23 protein-coding genes and 1 pseudogene are annotated in these 23,044 nt (G+C 57.2%); 8 read left to right on the forward strand and 16 right to left on the reverse strand.

The features are described from left to right. Position 1 precedes the first annotated feature (1 nt). The 6 genes from H573_RS0103735 to cyoA all read right to left on the reverse strand — a co-directional run bounded on the left by H573_RS0103735 (position 2) and on the right by cyoA (position 6,135). Positions 2 to 1,330 (reverse strand): ATP-binding protein, encoded by a 1,329-nt coding sequence (locus H573_RS0103735; RefSeq protein WP_027873094.1) that lies wholly within the window; start codon positions 1,328 to 1,330, stop codon positions 2 to 4. A gap of 81 nt (positions 1,331 to 1,411) precedes the next feature. Beyond that, positions 1,412 to 2,131: an SURF1 family protein gene (locus tag H573_RS0103740; protein ID WP_027873095.1), complete on the reverse strand. Its 720-nt coding sequence runs from the start codon at positions 2,129 to 2,131 to the stop codon at positions 1,412 to 1,414. 7 nt (positions 2,132 to 2,138) lie between these two features. Beyond that, the gene (gene cyoD, locus H573_RS0103745) at positions 2,139 to 2,486 is read right to left on the reverse strand and encodes a cytochrome o ubiquinol oxidase subunit IV (RefSeq protein ID WP_027873096.1); all 348 of its coding nucleotides are present in this window, start codon (positions 2,484 to 2,486) and stop codon (positions 2,139 to 2,141) included. Next, the gene (gene cyoC, locus H573_RS0103750) at positions 2,483 to 3,112 is read right to left on the reverse strand and encodes a cytochrome o ubiquinol oxidase subunit III (protein ID WP_027873097.1); all 630 of its coding nucleotides are present in this window, start codon (positions 3,110 to 3,112) and stop codon (positions 2,483 to 2,485) included. The genes cyoD and cyoC overlap by 4 nt, the downstream gene beginning before the upstream one ends. After that, positions 3,112 to 5,106 (reverse strand): cytochrome o ubiquinol oxidase subunit I, encoded by a 1,995-nt coding sequence (gene cyoB, locus H573_RS0103755; RefSeq protein WP_027873098.1) that lies wholly within the window; start codon positions 5,104 to 5,106, stop codon positions 3,112 to 3,114. Before cyoB ends, cyoC begins: the two co-directional genes overlap by 1 nt. A 75-nt stretch (positions 5,107 to 5,181) precedes the next feature. After that, positions 5,182 to 6,135: a ubiquinol oxidase subunit II gene (gene cyoA / locus H573_RS16905; RefSeq protein WP_051170975.1), complete on the reverse strand. Its 954-nt coding sequence runs from the start codon at positions 6,133 to 6,135 to the stop codon at positions 5,182 to 5,184. 194 nt (positions 6,136 to 6,329) lie between these two features. Between cyoA and H573_RS0103765 the strand changes: the two genes are divergently transcribed. The 5 genes and pseudogenes from H573_RS0103765 to H573_RS0103785 all read left to right on the forward strand — a co-directional run bounded on the left by H573_RS0103765 (position 6,330) and on the right by H573_RS0103785 (position 12,371). Next, positions 6,330 to 7,604, forward strand: a complete 1,275-nt coding sequence (locus tag H573_RS0103765) for an MFS transporter (RefSeq protein WP_234701835.1) — start codon at positions 6,330 to 6,332, stop codon at positions 7,602 to 7,604. 128 nt (positions 7,605 to 7,732) lie between these two features. Then, positions 7,733 to 9,052 (forward strand): DASH family cryptochrome, encoded by a 1,320-nt coding sequence (locus H573_RS0103770; protein WP_027873100.1) that lies wholly within the window; start codon positions 7,733 to 7,735, stop codon positions 9,050 to 9,052. After that, positions 9,049 to 10,535: pseudogene (locus tag H573_RS16910) on the forward strand (FAD-binding domain-containing protein). The gene H573_RS0103770 and the pseudogene H573_RS16910 overlap by 4 nt, the downstream one beginning before the upstream one ends. Beyond that, complete coding sequence (locus tag H573_RS0103780) at positions 10,535 to 12,097, forward strand: cryptochrome/photolyase family protein (protein ID WP_027873101.1); 1,563 nt, start codon at positions 10,535 to 10,537, stop codon at positions 12,095 to 12,097. Before H573_RS16910 ends, H573_RS0103780 begins: the two are co-directional and overlap by 1 nt. Positions 12,098 to 12,125: 28 nt before the next feature. Continuing rightward, positions 12,126 to 12,371 (forward strand): DUF202 domain-containing protein, encoded by a 246-nt coding sequence (locus H573_RS0103785; protein ID WP_027873102.1) that lies wholly within the window; start codon positions 12,126 to 12,128, stop codon positions 12,369 to 12,371. Here the strand turns inward: H573_RS0103785 and H573_RS0103790 are convergent. Beyond that, a complete protein-coding gene (locus H573_RS0103790) occupies positions 12,368 to 12,808 on the reverse strand; it encodes a DUF3429 domain-containing protein (protein WP_027873103.1) in 441 nt (146 codons plus the stop codon). The genes H573_RS0103785 and H573_RS0103790 overlap by 4 nt on opposite strands. 135 nt (positions 12,809 to 12,943) lie before the next feature. Continuing rightward, positions 12,944 to 14,884 carry an alpha/beta hydrolase gene (locus H573_RS16915; RefSeq protein ID WP_205618893.1) on the reverse strand — a complete coding sequence of 647 codons (1,941 nt, stop codon included), beginning with the start codon at positions 14,882 to 14,884 and terminating at the stop codon, positions 12,944 to 12,946. 350 nt (positions 14,885 to 15,234) lie between these two features. Here H573_RS16915 and minC point away from each other — a divergent pair, with 350 nt between their 5' ends. Genes minC through minE form a run of 3 tightly spaced genes read left to right on the forward strand, consistent with a single transcriptional unit; the run spans position 15,235 to position 17,121 of the window. Next, on the forward strand, positions 15,235 to 16,008 hold the full coding sequence (gene minC, locus H573_RS0103805) for a septum site-determining protein MinC (RefSeq protein ID WP_051170979.1): 774 nt from the start codon (positions 15,235 to 15,237) through the stop codon (positions 16,006 to 16,008). Positions 16,009 to 16,057: 49 nt separating this feature from the next. Further along, positions 16,058 to 16,873: a septum site-determining protein MinD gene (gene minD / locus H573_RS0103810; protein ID WP_027873105.1), complete on the forward strand. Its 816-nt coding sequence runs from the start codon at positions 16,058 to 16,060 to the stop codon at positions 16,871 to 16,873. Then, positions 16,870 to 17,121, forward strand: coding sequence for a cell division topological specificity factor MinE (gene minE, locus H573_RS0103815; protein ID WP_027873106.1), 252 nt, complete (start codon positions 16,870 to 16,872; stop codon positions 17,119 to 17,121). Before minD ends, minE begins: the two co-directional genes overlap by 4 nt. Positions 17,122 to 17,158: 37 nt before the next feature. Here minE and H573_RS0103820 read toward each other — a convergent pair whose 3' ends face one another. The 8 genes from H573_RS0103820 to H573_RS0103855 form a co-directional block, all read right to left on the reverse strand. After that, on the reverse strand, positions 17,159 to 17,599 hold the full coding sequence (locus tag H573_RS0103820; protein ID WP_154653830.1) for a hypothetical protein: 441 nt from the start codon (positions 17,597 to 17,599) through the stop codon (positions 17,159 to 17,161). A gap of 64 nt (positions 17,600 to 17,663) precedes the next feature. After that, a complete protein-coding gene (locus H573_RS16920; protein WP_036255726.1) occupies positions 17,664 to 18,743 on the reverse strand; it encodes a CNNM domain-containing protein in 1,080 nt (359 codons plus the stop codon). A 105-nt stretch (positions 18,744 to 18,848) separates the two neighbouring features. Further along, positions 18,849 to 19,277 carry a nuclear transport factor 2 family protein gene (locus H573_RS16925; RefSeq protein WP_051170981.1) on the reverse strand — a complete coding sequence of 143 codons (429 nt, stop codon included), beginning with the start codon at positions 19,275 to 19,277 and terminating at the stop codon, positions 18,849 to 18,851. 1 nt (position 19,278) lies between these two features. Beyond that, positions 19,279 to 19,659, reverse strand: coding sequence for a carboxymuconolactone decarboxylase family protein (locus H573_RS0103835; protein WP_027873109.1), 381 nt, complete (start codon positions 19,657 to 19,659; stop codon positions 19,279 to 19,281). A 10-nt stretch (positions 19,660 to 19,669) separates the two neighbouring features. Further along, on the reverse strand, positions 19,670 to 20,410 hold the full coding sequence (locus H573_RS0103840; RefSeq protein WP_027873110.1) for an SDR family oxidoreductase: 741 nt from the start codon (positions 20,408 to 20,410) through the stop codon (positions 19,670 to 19,672). Between the two features lie 34 nt (positions 20,411 to 20,444). Next, complete coding sequence (locus H573_RS0103845; protein ID WP_027873111.1) at positions 20,445 to 20,765, reverse strand: 2Fe-2S iron-sulfur cluster-binding protein; 321 nt, start codon at positions 20,763 to 20,765, stop codon at positions 20,445 to 20,447. An 11-nt stretch (positions 20,766 to 20,776) separates the two neighbouring features. Then, positions 20,777 to 21,547, reverse strand: a complete 771-nt coding sequence (locus tag H573_RS16930; protein ID WP_051170982.1) for an SDR family oxidoreductase — start codon at positions 21,545 to 21,547, stop codon at positions 20,777 to 20,779. Between the two features lie 9 nt (positions 21,548 to 21,556). After that, the gene (locus tag H573_RS0103855; RefSeq protein WP_027873112.1) at positions 21,557 to 23,038 is read right to left on the reverse strand and encodes an aldehyde dehydrogenase family protein; all 1,482 of its coding nucleotides are present in this window, start codon (positions 23,036 to 23,038) and stop codon (positions 21,557 to 21,559) included. Positions 23,039 to 23,044 lie beyond the last annotated feature (6 nt).

Raw genomic sequence — 23,044 nt, forward strand, 5'->3', positions numbered from 1 at the left:
ATTAGTCCTCTTTTAACACCAGCGCATCGAGGGGGAGGCGAAGCATAACCTCCGCACCGCCCTCGTCAAGGTTGCGCGCCGCAAATACACCGCCCAACATCCTCGCTACGTTAAACACCAGAAACAGCCCCAACCCGCTACCTGGCCGCCCTTTGGTGGATTGATAGGGCTGGCCGAGGCGCTGGTAAACTTCCGCAGCAAAACCGGGGCCGTGGTCGCACACCGCAATAATTAAGGTGTCGGCGTCGCGCTGCACGGTCAGCGCAATCCATTGCGGCGACGCTTCTAAAGCGTTATCCAGCAGATTACACACGGTTTGCTTCAGCACCGAGTCCGAGGCGATGTCGACATCCTCGCCAAACTGGTTGTCGAAGCGCAACTCTCGGCTATTGCGTGTGCTGCGCCATTCATCGACCAGCTCATCAAAAAACTCACAAACGGTCGTTTCTACCGAGACTTCACCGCGGGTTTCGCCCGCCGACATGAGTATTCCGCTAACAATCTCCTTGCAGCGCTTAACCTGGGTTTGCATTTCGCCGATGTCGTCCCCCAGGTCGGCGGAATCGCGGAACACCGGCATGTGGCGCCAGTCGCCCAAAATAACGTCGATGGTCGCCAGCGGCGTTCCCAACTCATGGGCCGCGCCGGAGGCGAGCAAGCCCATTCGCAAAATATGCTCTTCCTCGGCGGCCCGCTGCCGCAAGTCGGCCAGGCGAGCGTCGTGTTCTCTATGAGTACGAGTAATACGGTTAACAAAGATCACCAGCAAGGCCGCCGTCAGTACCACACAGATAAACATGCCCTGCACGTAAACACTGTCGACACCGAGGTGGTAGTCCAGCGGCAAACCGGCCAGCGGGTGGCCGACTTCCGCCAGCCACAAAAAACACACGGCGGCGACGCCCGCCAGTGTCCAGGCCAGTGGTGCCACCATCAGCACTGCCGCCAGGCCCACTTGCAGTACATAAAGGAAGGCAAAGGGGTTGCTGACGCCGCCGCTCAGGTAGAGCTGAGCCGTGAGGGTGAACATATCGACCAGCAGGCCGACAAATAACTCGCCGGCGTAGAGCTCGCGACCGAGGCGCAAACTGATTTCGTACACCAAGTTGTAGGCCGCCAAACCCGCCAGTACCCCACACATTTTTGCCAGCGGCAGATCGACCCCCAAACTAAAATGGGTGACCAATATGGTAAACAGCTGCCCGAGCACCGCCAACCAGCGCAGCTGCACCAGTTGGCGCATATGTTTGCTGAGGGTTTCATTGTTGCGATAGCTGAGCAGCGACATGGCGGCCAACAGAGCGCCTGCCCTGGCCCGGGGGTGTGACATCTAGGGTTTCTCCCACGCGGTGATAGCGGTCATTATTATACGTAAGAGGCGGCCATCCAGCTTTAGAGCGCGTCGGCCTGCTTAGCGGCGGCGCTTCGCCTCTCGATACAGCATAGCAGCCGCAGCCAAAACCATGGCGGCTAGCGCATACCAGGTCAAGGCGTACACCATGTGAGAGTTGTGAAAGGTGACAACAGTCAGCCCACTGACCGGGGCATTGGCGCCGGATTCCGCCGTTTTTGCATCGACGAAGTATGGCGCCAGCGGCACGTCCAACGCCTTTGCCATTGCCTCGACATCCCGCGAATACCAGCGCTGTTGTTCGGGGAGGTTATCGCGCAGAAATGCGCCCTCCGGCTCAGTGAGCCTGAGCAAGCCCGTCACTTTCTGAGGCCCTTCCGGCGGTAAAGGTGCGCTCACGCCTTGGTCGATATAACCGCGATTCACCATCACCGTGCCGGCGTGCTCAGTGCGCAGCGGCGTCATTACCCAGTAGCCACTGCCCAATTCGGTTACGGCTTTGGCGAGCAGTGTCGCATCGCTAAGGTATTCACCGCGAAGGCGAATGTGGCGGTATTCATCGCGGTCTCGATTGATGCTGGACCAATCGGAAATGCTTGGCGCCGCTTGCGCAGCGGCGTCCACGCGAGCAGTGACGCGCTCAATCAGCCCGAGCTTCCATACCCGCCGTTCCAGTTGCCAGTTACCCAAGGCCACCAAGCCCGCCGCCGTTGCCAATGCGACCAGCATGGCAACAGCAAGAAAGAACCGATGGCGGCGCGACTTGGGCGAGGCAGCCATAAGCGCCTTACATCATCCCCGGCATCATGCGGACGTTCATGTTGTACATGACCCACAATGAGCCGAACAAAGTGATGAACAGCAACACCGCCGTAAATAGTAGCGACAGCATATTCCAGCCGCCTTCGGACTGAAAATTCATGTGCAGGAAGTACACCATGTGCACCAGAATCTGCACAACAGCGAACCCGAGGATCACCATCGCAGTCGTGCTATTGGAGTCGAAGACATTGCCCATGACCAGCCAGAACGGAATGGCCGTGAGAAACACCGACGCCAAAAAGCCAATCATATAGCCGCTAAAGGAGGCGTGCGGCAGCTCTTCGTGGTGTTCGTGATCGTGATGATCGCTCATGACATAGACCCCATCAGATAGACAAAGGTAAAGACACCAATCCAGATGACATCAAGGAAGTGCCAGAACATCGACAGACAAAATACCCGGCGGCGATTCGTTAAGGTCAGGCCGTGCTTAGACAATTGCAGCAGCAGCGTTACCAACCAAATCACACCAATGGTTACGTGCAAGCCGTGGGTACCGACCAATGCAAAGAAGGCAGTTAGAAACGCACTGCGCTGTGGGCCCGCTCCCTGATGAATCAGGTGATAGAACTCATACAGTTCAACGCTTAAAAACGCCGTGCCCAACAAGCCGGTGAGTGCCAGCCAGAGCAGCGTGCCCTGCAGTTTGTTCTGCTGCATTTGCAGCAGCGCAAAGCCGTAGGTGATCGACGACAACAACAAAAAGGCGGTGTTGATCGCCACCAGCGGTAGGTCGAACAAGTCGGCACCGGTGGGGCCACCGGCAAAGCTTTGGCTCAGTACCCCATAGGTTGCAAACAGCGCCGCAAAGATGAGGCAGTCGCTCATCAGGTACAACCAGAAACCCAGCAGCGTACCGTTAGGAGCGTGGTGATCGCCGCGCACGAAAAACTCCAAGTCGCCGTTTTTCGTCGCAGCCGTGGCAGTGGGATGTGACATTAGGCTTTCACCTCACTTGCTTGCGTTTCGATGCGCGCCACCTCATCAGCGGGGATGTGGTAGTCGCGGTCGTAGTTAAAGGTATGCACGATGGTCGCCAGAATCAGCGCCACCAGCGACAGCGCCGCGGGCAGCCACATGTGCCAGATCAGGGTAAAGCCCAGCACCGTGCTGATACCGGCAATCACCACCCCTGCCGCCGTATTTTTCGGCATATGGATCGGTAAGAAGCCGTCTTGAGGGCGCTTCACACCGTTGGCCTTCATTTGCCACCAGGCGTCGTTGTCATGCACACGCGGGGTAAAGGCAAAGTTGTACTGAGGCGGGGGCGACGTGGTCGACCACTCCAGAGTACGGCCATCCCACGGGTCACCGGTTTCATCGCGCAGTTGGTCGCGCTTGCGGTAGCTGAAATAGAACTGCAGCAGGAAGCAGATGATCCCAATACCTATCAATACTGCGCCGACCAGCGCGATCTGGAACCAGATCTGCAGCGACGGATCGTCGAAGTGGCTCATGCGACGCGTCACGCCCATCAGGCCCAATACGTACAGCGGCATAAAGGCCAGATAGAAACCGATAATCCAGAACCAGAAGGTCATCTTGCCCCAGAAAGGGTCCAGCTTGTAGCCCGTTACTTTCGGGTACCAGTAGGCGATAGCAGCGAACACACCGAAGACCACACCACCGATAATCACATTGTGGAAGTGAGCAATCAGGAACAGGCTGTTGTGCAGTACAAAGTCAGCGGAAGGCACGGCCAACAGTACGCCCGTCATACCACCGATCACAAAGGTCACCATAAAGCCGACCGTCCACAGCATGGGCACGTCGAACTTGATGCGACCGCGGTACATGGTAAACAGCCAGTTGAACACCTTGGCACCGGTCGGGATCGAGATGATCATGGTGGTGATGCCGAAGAAGCTATTCACCGTCGCCCCGCTTCCCATGGTGAAGAAGTGGTGCAGCCATACCAGGTAGGACAGGATGGTAATGACCACCGTCGCGTAGACCATCGACGAGTAACCGAACAGGCGCTTGCCGCTGTAGGTCGCCACAATTTCTGAGAACACACCAAACAGCGGCAGGATCAGGATATACACTTCGGGGTGACCCCAAATCCAGATCAGGTTCACGTACATCATGGCGTTACCGCCAAGGTCGTTGGTGAAGAAGTTAGTGTCGAGGTAGCGATCCATAGACAGCATCGCCAGCACCGCAGTCAGCACGGGGAAAGCCGCCACGATCAGGACGTTAGTACACAGTGCTGTCCAGGTGAATACCGGCATTTTCATCATCGACATGCCCGGTGCGCGCATCTTCACGATAGTCACCACGAAGTTGACGCCGGACAGCAGTGTACCGACCCCGGCAATCTGCAGGGCCCAAATATAGTAGTCCACCCCCACGCCCGGACTTTGCAGTATCCCGGTCAATGGCGGGTAGGCCAGCCAGCCCGATTTCGCGAACTCACCCACGAACAATGACATCATCACCAGAATCGCGCCCGAGGCCGTCATCCAGAAACTGAAGTTGTTAAGGAAGGGAAAGGCGACATCGCGGGCACCGATTTGCAGCGGCACGATGTAGTTCATAATGCCGACCACAAAGGGCATGGCCACGAAGAAGATCATAATCACGCCGTGGGCGGTGAAGATCTGGTCGTAGTGATCCGGCGGCAGATAGCCCATGGAATCACCAAACGCGATGGCCTGCTGGATACGCATCATGATCGCGTCGGCAAAGCCGCGCAGCATCATCACAATACCCAGGATCATATACATCACACCGATGCGTTTATGATCGATACTGGTAAACCATTCGGTCCACAAGTAGCCCCACAGCTTGGCGCGAGTGATCGCAACCAGCAGGGCAACACCACCAATCGCTACCATGGCAAAGGTCGCCACAATAATTGGGTCGTGGTAAGGAATGGCCTCCAGACTGAGTCGGCCAAAAATCATTTTACCTAGGTCGAACGTGTCAGACATGGGAATTACCGGCGCCCCAGGCGCTGTTCGGGTGAATGGAAGGGTTGCGCTGCAACCCGCTCAAAATGTGAGGCATCAATGCGCATAGTGATCTGCCTCGTGTTGACTGTGATCCTGATGACCGCTGTGCCCGCCCATCATGTCCTTCATGCACAACGTGCCGGGATCAACGCAGCGGTTAAGAATGGCGTCGTAGAGGCCAGGCATCACAGTATTGAAGTAGCGGACAGGGTCGTACTGACTGGGTTTCTCCAGCTCTTTATACGCGGTACGGCTCAACTCAGTGCCCTGGCTTTTAACCGTGTCCAGCCATTGAGCAAAGCCTTCGTCGGTCTTGCCGTGGAACTTAAAGCGCATACCGTTAAAGCCGGCACCGGAGTAGTTAGCGGAGAAACCGTCGTAGACGCCTTCCTCGTTAATAACCGCGTGCAACTGCGTTTCCATGCCGCCCATTGCGTAGATCTGGCCCGCCAGAGCTGGGATGAAGAACGAGTTCATCATCGTTGTTGCGGTGATTTTAAATTTGATCGGGCGATCCAAGGGTGCCGCCAGCTCGTTAACCGCCGCCACATCGTACTCGGGGTAGAAGAACAACCACTTCCAATCCATCGCGACCACTTCCACGACCAGAGGCTCCACACCGGCCGGAACCGGCTTGCCTTCGTCTACGCGGTCTAGCGGACGGTAAGGGTCAAGTTGGTGAGTACTCACCCAGGTCATCGCGCCAAGGGCAATGATGATTGCCAGCGGCGCCGCCCAGATCACTAACTCCAAATGCGTTGAGTGATCCCAGTCGGGCTGGTATGTTGCTTTTTTGTTCGACGCACGATAGCGCCAAGCAAATAGCAGTGTCAGCGCAATGACGGGCACAACGATAATTAACATAAGTACCGTTGCCCAAATAATCAGGTCAGCCTGCTGAGCGGCGATATCGCCCGAGGGCGACATAACAACCCAGTCGCAGCCACTGATCATTGCGACGCCCGCCGTCGCAGCTAATGATTTGATAAGGGTTTTGAACACTGTCATCGCTACACGCTTGTCCAGTTATTGCATTGGGTTGTGGACTGTACGTGAACCGATAAGGAGTGAGAATTGGACAATTTGTCCTATGTTCGCTTTCGAATAAAGCCGTTAGGCTTCGTGTCACTCAGAGTACTACGGGCGGAAAACACCTTCTGACTATGGCAAATTTAACAGCAAACACCTCAACAGCTGAGGACATGAAAACCCCAGCGGGACACTCTCCAGTAGCCCCCAGCGAGATTGCAGTGGGCGTCATTATTGGCAGAGCTTCCGAGCATTTTGACTTCTTCGTGTTCGGTATCGCCTGCGTGCTGGTTTTCCCGCATGTCTTCTTTCCTTTTACTGATTCGCTAAATGGCATGCTCTACGGCTTTGCCATTTTTGCTATGGCCTTCGTTGCTCGCCCCTTCGGCACCGCACTGTTTATGGCCATTCAGCGCCGCTGGGGCCGAAGCGTTAAGCTAACCGTATCGCTCTTCCTGTTGGGAACCGCGACGGCTGGCATCGCCTTTTTGCCAAGCTACGCCAGCCTGGGTGGCAGCGCCATCTTCCTGCTTGCCGTGTTTCGAATCTTGCAGGGCTTTGCGTTAGGCGGCTCATGGGACGGCCTACCATCGCTGCTCGCGCTGAATGCGCCCCCGGCTAAGCGCAACTGGTATACCATGTTCGGCCAGCTGGGTGCGCCTATCGGTTTCCTGCTTGCCAATGCGTTGTTTTTATACCTAACACTCAGCGTAAGCCAGGAAGATTTCCAAAACTGGGCGTGGCGCTATCCCTTCTTCGTGGCCTTTGCAATTAACGTTGTCGCCCTGTTCGCCCGCCTGCGCCTGGTGCTCACCGAAGAGTACACCCTGGCCATGGAGGAACAGGAACTGGAGCCCGTTAGCACCAAGAAAATGCTCGATGAAGAGGGCCCAACAATCTTCCTCGGCGCCTTTGCGGCACTGGCCAGCTATGCCCTGTTCCACATTGTGACGATCTTCCCGCTGTCGTGGATCTCGCTGCAGAACTCCCAGGTCATCACCAATGTGCTAACTGTGCAAATCTTCGGTGGAGTGATCGGTGTTGTTGCAACCCTCGCCTCCGGCCTGATTGCCAGCCGTCTCGGTAAGCGTGCACTGGTTGCCGTAATGGCGGTACTCATCGCTGCCTTCGCCGCCTTTGCCCCCGCACTACTTGGCGGCTCGGCGGGTGCGCAAAACGCCTTCATCTTGATCGGCTTCGCGCTGCTCGGTTTGTCATACGGCCAATCGTCGGGAACCGTTACCGACAACTTTGCCCCACGCTTCCGCTACGCTGGTGCGGCACTGACTTCCGACTTCGCTTGGTTATTCGGTGCCGCTTTTGCCCCGCTGATCGCCCTGGGCCTGTCTGTACACTTTGGTTTGACCGCCGTGTCCGGCTATCTGCTCTCCGGTGCGCTTAGCACTCTGCTGGCACTTTATATCCTGCGCCGCCTCGCGGCGAAGTAAGCCAGCTCCCTTTTAGGCTCTCGCCCCACTCCCCCGGGGTGGGGGCCTTGTTTTTCCCGCCACTTCCTCGCAAATCCAAAGCCTCCCCAACACCCTATAAGTTCTAGAGATCACTACTGGGGTTAGGCATGCGCCGAGGACTATTTTTATTCAGCAACGACCTTCGTCTGCACGAAAATGCGGCGCTGCGGCGCATTGCCAGTCAAGTAGACGAGTTGCTGCTGGTGTATTGCCTGGACCCGGAGTTATTCCGGCCTCGGTTCTGTCAAACCCCGGCTCTGGGCAGCCACCGCCTGAAATTTATCCAGGAGAGTCTGCGCGACCTACAGGCGCAACTGGCCTCAATGGGCCAGCGACTTACCATTGTCGAGGCGTCGGCAGGACGCACGATTCCGGCTCTGGTCGAGCGCTACGACGTTACAGTCATCGCGCAGGCGCAGGCCATCGGGCTGGATGAGCGCCGACAGTGGCAAGCCCTGCAACAACAGCTCCCCGACTGCCGTTTTATCGAGGCCAATAATCACTGCTTGTTTGACGTTGACGAGCTGCCGTTTTCGCTGAGCGGCCTGCCCGATAGTTTTTCAAAATTTCGCCGCAAACTCGGCGACCAGCTCCCCAGCCCCGCGCTCGCCGCACCCGCTTCGCTTCCGCCGCCACCTGCCGGTTGGCGCACCGAGAGCCACGCAGGTTACAGCGCCGCTGGCGAGCAACGTTTTATCGGTGGTGAAACCGCCGCCATCGCTCACTTGAAAAATTATTTTTCAACAGCGCTGCCCACCCAGTACAAAGCAACACGCAACGCACTGTGGGGGTGGGAGACCTCGACCAAGTTTTCTGCCTGGCTGGCAAACGGCTGCCTGTCGCCAAGGCGACTGCTCGATACGCTGATCGATTACGAGCAAAGCGTGCAGCGCAATGGCTCCACCGGGTGGATTTACGTTGAGTTGCTTTGGCGGGAGTACTTCCAGTTCTATGCCCTGCGCCACGGCGCAGACCTGTTTTCATTTTCAGGCATTAAACACCAAAAACCGCTAACGAGCTTTTATCCCCAGCGCTTTCGCCAGTGGTGCGAGGGCACAACGCCCTATCCCATCGTTAACGCTTGTATGCGCGAGCTAAATGCCAGCGGCTATATGAGCAACCGAGGGCGACAGATCGTCGCGAGTTGCTTCGTCCATGAGATGGGGCTGGATTGGCGCTACGGCGCGGCCTATTTTCAGCGCCAGCTTATCGATTACGACGTCGCCAGCAATTGGGGAAATTGGCAGTATCTGGCGGGTGTTGGCGCCGACCCGCGCGGACACCGACACTTTGATCTGAATAAGCAAACCGAACAGTTCGACCCCGATGGGGATTTCCGCCGTCACTGGCTCGGCGAGGACACCACCGCCGTCGAGCTCGACCATATCGATATCGTTGACTGGCCCATCCTGAGAGAGGGGCAATGAGCCGCGCCGTTCAACTGGTGTGGCTAAAGCGCGACCTTCGTCTCAGCGACCACGCGCCCCTTGCCAACGCTTGTGCAGCGGGCGGGCCGGTACGACTTCTTTACATTTTCGAACCGGAATTACTGGCCGACCCCCACTACGATGAACGCCACTGGCGCTTTGTGTGGCAGGCCCTGGAAGCCATGCAAACTGCGCTGAAACCCTTTGGCGGGCAAGTGCAGGTATTGCACGGCGAGCCACTGGCGATTTTTTCCGCTCTGCAGCAGCGCCTTACCATCGACACCGTTTTCAGCCACCAGGAAATCGGGCTGGCCTCCACGTTTGCTCGCGACCGCCGACTTGCCGCGTTCTTCACCGCATCAAACATACACTGGCAGGAAAGCCTTAGCGGCGCCGTTCAGCGCGGCGCAACGCATCGGCGCGGTTGGGACAGTCGGTGGCAGAAAGTCATGCGCGCATCACCGGCCACGCCGTCACTGGATAGCGCCACATTTGCAGAACCACTGCAGCTAAACGACTTTGACATGCAGCCACCGGCAAGCTGGACAAGTCCAAACGCCGCCTTTCAGCAGGGCGGCGCTGATGCCGCCTGGCAAACCCTGCACAGCTTCTTTGCGCAACGTGGCAAGGACTACTACCGCTCACTGTCCAGTCCTGAGCTGAGTCGCGCCGCCTGTTCCCGTCTGTCGCCATACTTGGCGTGGGGCTGCATTAGCCTGCGCGAGGTCTATCAATATTTACTCGCGCGCTGGCGCACGCCGGGTTGGTCTCGCAGCCATGTCGCATTTTCCTCGCGGCTTCACTGGCACTGCCACTTTATGCAGAAATTTGAAAGCGAATGTGAAATGGAAACGCGGCCAATCAATCGCGCCTATGAGGCGTTTCCGTGGCGGGAGGGGGAAGACGCGGAGCGCGACCTGATCGCCTGGCAATCGGGTAAAACCAGCTATCCTTTAGTGGATGCCTGCAGGCCACCGGTTACATCAACTTTCGGATGCGCGCCATGTTAGTGAGCTTTCTCTGCCACCACCTACGGATCAATTGGACGCGAGGTAGCCAGCACCTGGCATCACTATTTCTGGATTTTGAGCCCGGCATTCACTACCCACAAATGCAAATGCAAATGCAAGCCGGCGTTACCGGGATCAATACGCTGCGTATCTACAACCCAGTTAAACAATCCCAGGAGCACGACCCCGAGGGAACCTTTATTCGCCAGTGGTTGCCAGAGCTGGCAAACCTGCCCAGCCCCGTCATCCATCAACCGTGGCACATTCCACCACTGGAGGCGGCCATGTATCACTTCACACCGGGCAAGGATTACCCGCTACCCATCGTCGATATTAGCGTCAGCGGGAAAACAGCACGAAGCGTATTCTGGCAGTGGCGCGCCCGCCCCGATGTTAAGCAAGAGGCCCAACGCATCCTGGCCACGCATGTGCGCCCCAAACCCCACAACACCCTGACAAAGCGAGCCGGATAATGCGCCAGTATCAACGCCTGCGATTGATTCTCGGTGACCAACTGAACGCCAGCCACAGCTGGTACCGAGAGCACGACGATCAAACCCTTTACGTTATTGCGGAGCTGCATCAAGAAGCCAGCTACTGCCGACACCACATTCAGAAACTGTGCGGCTTTTTCGCCGCCATGGAGCAGTTTGCCAACGCGCTAAAAAAAGCGGGCCACCATGTCCTGCACCTGAGCTTGGATGACACTGCAGAAGATGCCGACCTCAACGCCCTGCTGCAGCGCTTATGCCGCCAATACGCGGTTTCACAGCTGGAGTATCAGCAACCTGACGAGTACCGGGTGCACCAACAGTTGCAAGCGCTGACACTGCCAGATGGCGTGCAGCATCACTGCGTAGACAGCGAGCACTTCATGCTGCCCTTTGCCGAGCTGGACCAGTACTTTACGGCAGGCAAAGCGCAGAAAATGGAATTTTTCTATCGCAAAATGCGCAAACGCTTTCATGTGTTAATGGACGGGGAAAACGGCGATGAGCCCCGTGGCGGACGGTGGAATTACGATACTGACAACCGCAACAAGCTCAGTGCTGAGGACCTCGACGGCATCCCCGAGGCGCTGTGTTTTGCCAATCCCGTTGGGCCGATTCGCGAGCGCATTGCCCGCCACAACATCTCCTGCATCGGTCAGGGCGGCGACGAGCTTCCCTGGCCGATTACCCGCCAGCAGGCCCTGCAGCTACTCACGTATTTTTGTGAGCAGCTGCTACCGAATTTCGGGCGCTTTCAAGACGCTATGACTGCACGTAGCGAGCACCGGTGGAGCCTTTACCATTCGCGCCTCGCCTTTGCGATGAACAGCAAGCTGTTGTCGCCAAAGCAGGTGATTGATACGTCTCTGAATGCCTTTGAGCGAAGCGATGGCGCGATAGATATTGCGCAAATCGAGGGCTTTATCCGCCAAATTTTAGGCTGGCGAGAGTTTGTGCGCGGCGTTTATTGGGCAAATATGCCCAACTACGGCGAGCGCAATGCCCTGAACGCCCAGCGACCTCTGCCACGTTGGTATTGGAACGGCGAGACACAAATGCACTGCCTGAAGCAGGCAATAGACCAGTCGCTGGAGCACGCCTACGCCCATCATATTCAACGCCTAATGGTCACCGGCAACTTTGCGCTGCTGGCGGGCATTCACCCGGATGCGGTCGACAGCTGGTATCTGGGTATTTATATCGATGCCCTGGAGTGGGTGGAAATGCCCAATACTCGCGGCATGAGCCAGTACGCCGATGGCGGCTTGGTAGCCAGTAAAGCCTACGCCGCGAGCGGTAACTATATGAACAAAATGAGCGACTACTGCGGCGACTGCCACTACAAAGTGAAAGAAAAAACCGGCGAGCGAAGCTGCCCTTTAAATAGCCTGTACTGGCATTTTATGCTGCGCCACCGCGAGAATTTTGCGCGCAACCCGAGGGTGGGCATGGTCTACAAAAGCTGGGATAAGATGGCTGATGACAAGCAACAAGCCGTGTTGCAACGCGCCGACTGGTGCTTGGAGAATATCGACACGCTATAGTGTTTGCACCTATACGCAGGAGCGCCACATGGAAGACAGCCAAGTACGCGACCAGCTCGCCTTAGAGCGCACCCTTCTCGCCAATGAACGCACGCTGCTTGCCTATTTGCGCAGCGCCCTCGCCTTCGCCGCTGCTGGCGCTGCCATCCTCCATTTCTACGCTCAACAAGCGCTGCTGGTCACTTTGGCGTGGAGCTTAGTCGCCGCCGGCGCGGCCATCGGCATTTGGGGCGCCTACCGCTTTGCTCAAGTTCGCAGGCGCCTGCGCAATTAAGCCAGGCGAACAATGAACAGCCCGGCGAGTAAACAGGCGATCGCGACACTGCTAAGGCAGCAGCGCAAACTGATATACCAGCTGGGCAGGCCATAGCGGTAATAGCGAAACAAGTCATAACACCAAAGAATGCCGAGTAGGATGGCCAATGTAAGGTAGGCTTGCGCCATTGGCATCCACACCGTAAATGCCACCGCGATCGCCGCCGCCATTCCCAGCAAGGCATCGTTGAAGCGCGGTGCTGAAAAGGTCCCTCCCCAAAGTGTTCCCGCCATAAAAGCGGTGATGGCCACGCCGTAACTATGCAACGCCACCTGGCCGGTCAGGCCGGCCCAACTGCCGCCGGCATACACCGCCCACAGCGCCGCTATAAACGGTATCGTACCCAGCGCACCTGCCAGCAGATAGCTGCGTTGCGCAATGCCTGTTGTCGCCATAAATCTTCTCCTCTTTCGTCAGTGATACGAAAAACAAGAAAAGCCCGGATTTATCGGCCAGAAACAAAAAAGCGCCCGAGGGCGGGCGCAAGCTGTGAAACGACCACCCGGGAGAGTGGTCACGCACTAAAAGTGTTAGCGGTAGGGGACGGTCTGAAACAGCACATCGGTCAACTGAAAGGTGCCCGCGGGCTTTTGGTCAAAGGCTAATTTAATTGACGACAGCGCACTGAGGTCGACGCCGGCATCGTGAATCACTTTGGCATCCAGCCGGAACGGCAGCATATTAATGACCGTCTTGGCTCCGGTATCGCGCGCCGATACCGTCAGCCCCGGCGGAAAATACAGCGCATCGCTGTAGTCGCTGGCGAGCAAGGTCACGGCGTTGCCAGACACATCACTGAGCGTGAGATGCAGATCCTGGCCAGTGGCATTTTCCGGCGTAACACTCACCCCCATACGCAGCGTCAGGAAGTCTGCCGCGCTGGCGTCCAGGCCCTCGGCTGGCAGGGCAAATTCAATACTGGCGCCCGTTCCCAGATAGTTGGCAAACACTTGCGGCGCTTTGGAGATAGTTGACGGCGACGGGCAACGGTCTTCATTCATGCCCAGCAAGTCTTCCAAGCTACCGCCATTTGGCGCGCACCAGCCAGTAAAGGTAAAGCCGTCATACGTATTGGCGCCAAACTCGTTCATTAGCAACGAATCCTCGCTGAGCGTTTTGTCGACGACGATCAGGTTTTCTGACGACTGATGAAAGGACAAATGCAGTCGCTCGTCGCAGGTATCAACCCCCTCTGGGCAGGCGCTGGCGGGCGCGCTATCCAAGGCGCTCCAATACCCGGCGAATTGCTCTTCGCCGCCAGCGAAAAGGCGCAGGAAGCTGCTGATCAAAAACTCGCCGTGGCGGCGCTGGTCACTGCGGCTAAAGCGGCCGCTTACCGGCGAGGCTTCCGTGCAGTAGGGGTCAAAGCCATTCAGGGTAGCGTCATCGTTAAACCAAAAGTCGTTGTAGTAATTGTGGTTGGCGCCCATCGCGGTAAGCATGAATTGCGGCTGCGACACATCGTCGGCGTTGTAGCGAACATTGTCATACATATATACGCCGTGGAGGGTCGACACGTCGCCGTCACAGTAGGGTGACAGAGTAGCCCAAGCGGTATTGAGCGGCAGTTCGGAGTCAAAATCAGTAGGTGCTAGGGAGAACACCGCCTTTATGTCGTGGGGCTGGTCAAAATCGCTAGTGCGGCGAAATTGCGGGTCTTGGTTGTAGGTGATGGTTTTGGCAACCCCATTACCGCCCCGGGAGTGCCCCATCAGGCCGATGCGGCTGAGGTCAATGCTGTCGAGCAAAACGCTAAAGTCATTACCGGCCTCATCCTGGTGGTAGGCCGAGTCGGGCTGGGTGGCAATATCGCGAAAGATATCCAGGTGGTGCAATATCACTTCCGCTCGGGCGGTGATGCCCTGGTCGTTAGAACCTGAGTCCTGGGCGTTGATGTCATTCACATCCACCGACAGCACCACATAGCCGTGGGAGGCCATGGTGTCGGCGATATAGTCATAGCCTTTATCCGAGCGGATAGGCACTAAACCGTTTGCTTCGCAGTCCGTGCCAGAAGATTCGTCGCCACTGGCATCGCCAGTAGTCGAACACGTTGAGTGGCGGCCGTGCTGGAACAAAATCAGCGGAAAGCCGTCTTCGGGTATATCACTGGCGCTGTCTACCACCGGGTAGTGAATCACGCCGAGAATATCCACTGGGTCGGCAAACTGGTCGACGCTGCTGCCGTCGCTATCATCAATATTGCGGGTGGCCATCACCGCGGCATATTGGTAATCGATGGGGCCTGCAATCTGGTAGGGGCCCTCCGTGTCGGCATCTGGCGCTGTGCCATCAAAGCGGCTTTCAGAAAAAACCGGTGTTTCAACCACAGGTGGGGTGGGGTCATCGATCACGCCTCCATCTCCCCCCGCGCCCGATGAGCTGCCCGATCCGCCACATGCGGTCAGTAACATCAGTGCACTACCTACGACCCACTTGCGAGGCGAATTAAAAGACGACGAATAAACCATGACACCACTCCTTACTGCTTTAAAGGATGACTTGCATCGGTGCCCTCCTGGCTTACGCTGCAAAAGTAGCCGCTGCATAACTCACTATCGCAGCGGCGAATAACAACGTCGTTGCAGCTTTAATGCCAGCTTTTCAAAAATTAGTATTGCAGTGAAAGTCGGTGTTTTTTCGATCAATCGCGCTTCTAACGCCCCTTTATAGGGCGCCGCGGGATGTATTCAGCGCGCAGTGCACCAGCAGTGACCGCGCCAGCGCGCTCACTGGAAGCGGGTTTTCAACTTGCGGCCAACACCACATCAAACTATAAGAAGCCGCCATTTTCATTGCAAACTCCGGTACACTTGAGCGCATGGATTCAAAACCTCAAAACGCAGAACTCCCCTTCGGCAGCGCGCCGCAATTTCGCTTGAAAGCGGGCTTGTTCCCGCTGACGCAACTCGATATCAGCGACTATGAGCACAGCTGCTTTGAGCAGCAGTTGCGCGCCAAAGCCGCTGAAGCGCCGGCCTTTTTCCAGCACACCCCGGTCGTGCTCAACCTAGAGCCCTACCAGGGCACACTGGCGCCGCCCGTGCAGGAAATGGCCGCGCTGTGCCGCGAGCATGGCTTGATTCCCGTCGCCCTGCGCAGCCCGGATGACGCAATACAGGAACAGGCGCGCGCTTGCGGCCTGGCCATCATGCCCGCTGGTCGCCCCGCTCGCGAAACTGCCGATACCTCAGAGGCTTCCGAGACCGCTGCGGCCAAAGCAGAGCCAGAGGCCGCCGCGCCAACCAGCGAGGCGCCCACCGCGCGGCCCAGCAAAGTGATAGACACGCCGATTCGCTCCGGCCAACAGGTTTACGCGGCCGGCGGCGACTTAATTGTGCTGTCGTCGGTATCAGCCGGCGCGGAAGTACTCGCCGATGGCAATATTCATGTTTACGGCGCACTACGCGGACGCGCTCTGGCAGGTGTACGCGGCGACACTTCTGCACGAATATTTTGTCAGAGCTTGGAAGCCGAACTGGTATCTATCGCCGGAACCTTTAAGCTCGATGAAGATTTTCGCGGCCAGCATTGGAAGTCCGCCGCAAAGATTCGTCTCGACGAGCAAACATTAGAGATTCAACCACTCAGTTAACAGAATGATGGGCGCACCGCGCCCTGCCAACATATAAGGGAGCCTTGCTTTGGCCAAAATTATTGTCGTGACCTCCGGGAAGGGCGGCGTGGGTAAAACCACCAGCAGCGCCGCAATCAGCAGTGGCTTGGCGCTACGCGGCCACAAAACAGCCGTTATCGATTTTGATATTGGTTTGCGCAACCTCGACATTGTGATGAACTGCGAGCGCCGCGTTGTCTATGACTTTGTCAATGTGATCAACGGTGACGCAACGCTGCGCCAGGCGCTGATTAAAGATAAGCGCGTCGACAATTTGTATATTCTCCCCGCCTCGCAAACCCGCGACAAAGACGCGTTGAGCGTAGAAGGTGTCGAGCGCGTCCTTAAAGAACTCGCCGACGACGGTTTTGAATACATCATTTGCGACTCACCTGCGGGCATTGAGCACGGTGCCTTTATGGCGCTGTACTTCGCTGACACGGCGATCGTCGTTGCCAACCCCGAGGTAAGCTCAGTAAGAGACTCCGATCGCATTCTCGGCATTTTGCAGAGCAAGTCCCGCCGCGCCGAAAACGGCGAGCGCGTGGAGGAGTACCTGCTACTCACCCGCTACAACCCGGAGCGCGTGGCCAAGGGCGAAATGCTGGCCGTGGAAGATGTCGAAGAAATTCTGGCGACCAAACTGCTGGGCGTTATCCCCGAGTCAGAAACCGTGTTGAAAGCGTCAAACCAGGGTATTCCGGTTATTCACGACGACCAAAGTACGGCCGGGCAAGCCTATAGCGACGCCGTAGCACGCCTACTCGGTGAAGAGGTGGAACAACGCTTTATTCACGCGGAACAGAAAGGCCTGTTCAAGCGCCTGTTTGGGAGGACAGCATGAGCATCCTGGACTTTTTCCGCAACAACAAAAAAGATACTGCCGCCGTCGCCAAAGAGCGGCTGCAAATCATTGTTGCTCACGAACGCAACCAACGGAACCAACCCGACTATTTGCCAAAACTTCAGCAAGAGCTGTTGGAAGTTATACGCAAGTATGTCGATGTGAACCAGGATCAGGTCGAAGTGGCCCTGGACAATGCCGGCAACTGTTCGGTACTTGAGTTAAACATCACACTGCCTGACCGCTAAGCCGTGCCGCGGGAATGCCAGCGCATTCCCGCGGCTACTAACGTGGTGCAAAGGACTGCATATACGGATTCGCGCTACTGCGCTGCACATGAATGTATCCGTGCTCGGTGAGTTCGTGACAGCTGTTGCAGCCATCAATCAACTTATCAAACGCCGTGCTGGCGCGGCTGACATCGCCGCTGTCGATTGCCGTTTCCAGCTTTAACACCAGCGGTTTAAGTGTACTGGCCGACAAACGCCCTACCGGATAGTCGCCGTAGCTTTCAATGTCGCTGACCTGCTTTACCGCCGCTTCCAGCTCGTGGGCATAAAAATCCGCCAGCGTCAGGTTGCTCGCGTCCAGCGACAGCTGCAATTTGTGCGCAAAGCGTTGCATATCGCCCATGACGGCAATCAGGTCAGGGCTTTCATTGGCCTGCAATAGTGAACTTCCCGACATCACCGTGCCGACGCACAGCCCTACTATCCATTTCTTCATTGGGCGCTTGTATCCTTAAAAATAAACGGCTGATGTTATACCAAAAGGCGTAGAAGCAACTCCACTACTGCGGCGATTTGTCGCTATCGCCATGCGCCAGCTCATCGTGTAGGAAGCCCATCTGCCGCGCGCGCTGTTCCCAGCGCTGACGCGCAAATACCTGCATATCAACCACTTCATCGGTTTCGTCGGTAATTTCAAAGCCCAGCAAGGTTTCCACCAAATCCTCGGTTGTTACCAAGCCATGCAACTCACCGTACTCGCCCACGGCCAATGCCATCTGCTTGCCGGGCACCAGCATCTTTTGAATCATACCGCGCAGCGGCAAGTTGTCGGGCACAATTAACAACGGACGCTGAAGGGTGTGCAGCACTGTGCCCGGCGCCTCGATCGCAGCGCGTAGAATTTCGTCTTTGCGCACGAAGGCGTATACGTTATCGGCCTGGTCGCGATAAATCGGAATACGGGAGAACGGCAAGCTGGCGTTTTCAGCCAGAACCTGCTCGGCGGTTTTGTCACCATCCAAACTAAAAATTACCGGCCGCGGGCTCATCACGTCGCGCACTTTTAGGCGACTGAAATGCAGCAAGCTGCGCACTGCCCGCGCTTCGCGAGGCGAGAACACTCCTTCCTCAACACCCAGTTCGGCAAGGGCGGCAAACTCAGCACGACTAACCGATGCGGCCTCTTCCTTCTGACTCAGAAAGATCGTTACCCACTGAGTGAGCCACACCAGCGGCGACATCAAGCGCTGTACCCATTTCAGAATAAGCGCGCAGGCGGGTGCCAACTGACGCCAGTAACGCGCCCCCAGGGTTTTGGGGATAATCTCGGAAAAGACCAGGATCAACAGGGTTAATACCGCGGAGATTACCCCAAAATACACTTCGCCAAACAGGGCCGTGGCCTGCGCGCCCGCCCCCGCCGCGCCCACGGTGTGAGCAATGGTATTTAAACTGAGAATGGCCGCCAGAGGTTTGTCGATATCTTCTTTACAGCGCTGCCACCATGTCGCGGTGCGCTGACCACTGGCCAAGCCCGCCGCGATATAGGAAGAATTAACACTTAACAACACAGCTTCGAGCAGTGAGCAGAGGAAAGACACGCCCAACGCCAAAAAAACATATAGCGCCAATATGGCCATTACGATTACGCCTCATCGTGGTATCGATAGCGCTAACTGTGTCACAGCTTTCGCCGGACTTAAATCCTCTGCGCGAACAAAGTCGGCAAACGGCAGTGCCGTGCTTTAGCCGTTCGCCGCCGGGCGCTGACCACCGCACAAAATGTCACTCACCAACTCGGTATCCATATATTCCTTCAGTTCGATAATGCGCCCGTCTTTGAAGCGAAATAGAAAGTGGTAACGGTTGTGATAGTGCTGACCAGAGCTGTGGTCACCGCGACTCTCGGCCTCCACTGCAACGCGTTCACCCTCGGCAGTGGTCGCGGTGATCGTGAACTTAAGGCCATTCGGGAAGGCATCCAGCACGCCCACTGCGGACGTCGAGATTTCCTCCAGATTATAACGGCCGGAAATCAACGTTCGACCCGAGGTCCACAGGGTCGCATCAGGGTGATAAAAGGCTAAAAACCCTTCGGTGTGGCCCGCCGACAAGCACTCAATAAAGCGGATGGCCCGCTGACGATTCTGCTCACTAAGCGACGTGTCTGCCACGCTACTCGCCCTCCTGTTTCTTTATTTTGGCCATTAACCCCATCAGCGCCATGCGCATTTTCGAGGCTCTTGGGTAGCCAATATACTGCGTTAGAAACAGTACGGCCTCCTCCAATTGGGCCTCGTCCAACTCCCCGCGCGTAAACGCCGACTGCGCCTGAATGGTGAAGGTCATGTCTTCCCCCTGAGCGGCTATTGCTCCGAGCAGCAGTAACCTGCGGTCGCGAATGCTGAGGGTCTCGTTGTCCCACAGGTCGCCAAACAGCGAGCCCAACATGAAGTCGAAAAAGCGGTCTTCACCTTCTTTGGGGGGCTCGGGCAGAGCATTGCAATACACCTCTTTAAACTTTTCGATGCCGCGTTCACGTTTTGACTCTGTCATAGTAGCGCTCCTACACCCGCATAAACTGACCGCCGTCCACGTTCAATATGTGGCCGGTGATCCAAGAGGCTTTGTCGGACAACAAAAACAGTGCTGCATCGGCCATATCATCCGGCGTGCCCAAGCGACTCAGTGGCATTTGCTTGACCAACTCGTCGGCGTAGTCACCTGCGGTATTGCGCAAGCCCTGGGTCTCGGTGGGGCCGGGAGCGATGGCATTGATACGAATTTTTCGCCAGCCCAGCTCGTTGGCAAGCGAGCAGGTCAGGCCATTGAGTGCCAGTTTGGCTACGCCGTAAAAGCCGATATTCATCCACGCCGCTGTGGAGGACTGATTTACTATCGCCGAGCCTTCCGGCATGTGCGGAACACAGGCGCGCGCCATTAACAGGCTGCCGTGAACATTCACGCGCATGAAGGTATCAAGGTAGTCCATATCGACATTCATATAACCTTCGATCTTCATGTCGCCAAAGATCGCCGCATTGTTTATGAGGTAATCGATCTTGCCGTAGGCAGATTTCGCGGCGTCCGCACAGGCCATACACGAGGCCTCATCACCCACGTCGGTGCGCACAAACATCGCCTCACCGCCGCCCTGCTGAATGTCGGCAACGACGCGCTCGCCTTGCTCGGCATTTAGCTCGGCGACAACAACCCGCATGCCCTCAGCGGCGCAGCGTTTGGCATAGCCTTCGCCAATTCCCTGCCCCGCCCCCGTAACCACCACTACTTTGTTGTGAAAACTCATTATTATTTTCTCGTTTTGATTGTGAATGCAGGGCCTAGGCCTGTTCTTCCGGTAGTTCCACACGCATGCCTTCAAGCGCGGGCGTCACGGGAATCTGGCAGCCCAGACGGCTGTTGGCACGGCGATCAATCGCGTTCTCCAACATGCTGTTTTCGCCATCACTGAGCGGCGGCATCTGGCTTTGCCATTCCTCGGGGATATAGCAGTGGCAGGTTGCACAGGAGCAAATCCCACCACACATCCCCTCGACACCGGGCACCATGTTCAAGGTGGCTCCCTCCATCAAACTCATCTGCTCATCGACATCGACCGCGTGTTCGGTGCCGTCGTGCTCAACATAGGTGATAGCAACCATTTCTCTCTCCTTTACAGGGTGACTTTTTCAACTGGCGTGCAGGGGCGAATTTCCAGTAAGTCGACCGACACCCCGCGCGGCATCGACAAACAGAACAGCAGTGCCTGTGCGACATGCTCTGCCTGCATACCGCTATCCATCCACGGTCCCTGACGGTGCCATTGCTGCACCGCCGCCTGCAGGCGCTCAAACGTCCAACCTGCAGCGAAATCTGTCATCGCCGCGCCCGGTCGCAAAATACTGACGCCGACACCCGCCGGGGCGAGCTCGCGACGCAGGTCGCGGCTCAGTCGCTCAACAGCAGCCTTGCTGGCGGCGTACAGGGACAGACCGGCCATTTCGTCATGGTGCTGGGCACTGGCGCTGCTCACATTGATCAACCGGGGGTTGGCGGACTGCTTTAACAGGGGGGCGGCTGCACGGCAGCAATACAAGGTTGCGGCAATATTGAGCTGCAACTGTTGATGAATCTCGTCGTCTTGCCAGTCTTCAACAAAACCGGGGCGCGCCAGACCGGCGTTATTCACCAGCACGTCCAAACCGCCGAAATGCTGCGCAACGGTGTCTATTGCCGATTGCGCTTGCTCACTGTCGGTAATATCGGCAGCAACCGCCAAGCTGCGCTCGCCCAGCTCGTCACAGTGCTGCTGCAATAGGGTTTCACGGCGCGCGATCATACCCACCTTCGCACCGGCGGCAATCAGCGCCCGCGCCATCGCCAGGCCAAAGCCCGAGGAGGCCCCCGTTACCGCAACGACCCGACCGCTCAGAGAATCATTCATAGTCCCCTCCTACACGGCGATGGCGATGGTTTTGGTTTGCAGGTATTCCTCAAAGCCTTCCGGCCCCATTTCTCGCCCTACCCCGCTTTGCTTGTAGCCGCCAAAGGGCGCATCGGGGCCGAGGAAATTGCCACCATTGACGTTGACCGTGCCACTGCGAATTTTCCGCGCAAACGCCAAGGCTCGCTCTTCGCTGGCCGAGTACACCGAGCCCGATAAGCCGTAGATGGAGTCGTTACACAAGCGCAGCGCCTCAACTTCATCGTCATAGGGGATGACCACCAATACCGGCCCGAATATTTCCTCTTGCGCGATACGCATATCATTGCGCACATCGCTGAATATGGTCGGCTCGACAAAGTAGCCAGCGCGCGTGTGCGCGGGAATGCCGCCACCCAGTATCAGCCTCGCGCCTTCCTGTTTACCCAGCTCAATATATTCCAACACCCGCTGACGTTGACGCTCGCTGATCAGCGGCCCCTGCATTTCCCCGCTGGTATCGCTGCTGCCGTAAGACATGCCGCCAACATAGGCGCACAACAGCTCTTCGGCCTCCGCAAGTCGGCTACGCGGCACTAACAGACGAGTGGTAATCGCGCAGCCCTGACCGCTGTGCGCGCAGATCGCCAGCGACCCAAACAACGCCGTTGGCAGATCGGCGTCTTCGAGCAGCACCATTGCAGACTTGCCGCCCAGCTCCAAAAACACCCGTTTAACCGTATCCGCGGCGTTGCGCATTACCTGCTTACCCACCGCCGTGGAGCCAGTAAACGACACCACATCGACACGCGGATCGCGGGTCATTGCATCGCCAATTTCGGCCGGGTCGCTAGCGGTGAGTACATTGAACACGCCGGGGGGCAGCTCGGCCTCGGCGGCAATGCGGCCAAGCAGAGATGCCGTCCACGGCGTTTCGGCTGCGGCCTTAAGCACCACAGTACAGCCCGCGGCGAGGGCCGGCAGGCACTTAGCCAGGTTGATTTGAATGGGAAAATTCCACGGTGATATAGCCGCCACCACGCCGGCGGCCTCCTTCACCACAAGGCGCCGACTGCGAACGCCCATCACCTCGTATTCACCGATGTCCCGCTGCCAGGGGAAGGAAGCCATATACTCCACAGGCCAGTTCGCCATCGCAATTGGTCCGTCGCACTGGGGGCCGTGAACGAAGAACTGGGTCGCGCCGGTTTCCTCGGCAACCGCTGCGCGCAGGGCATCGCGATGGCGGTTTAGGCCATCTACAAAGCGCTGCAAACAGGCGCGGCGTGCGGTGTGATTCGTCGACCAGTCGCTGTGATCAAAGGCACGCCGCGCGGCGTCAATCGCTTCATCGGCATCGCGCAAGCTGGCATCGGCGGCAACCCCGAGCACCGTCTCGGTCAAGGGGCTGATATTCTCATACTGACGACCGCCCTCGGCGGGGCGCAGCTCGCCATTAATATACAAGCGGCTCTCGCCGTGACTTGGCTGCCGGGTATCAGCAACGCCCATGGTGAC

It is taken from the genome of Neomelitea salexigens DSM 19753 (genome assembly GCF_000422345.1).
GTDB lineage: Bacteria > Pseudomonadota > Gammaproteobacteria > Pseudomonadales > Spongiibacteraceae > Spongiibacter > Spongiibacter marinus_A.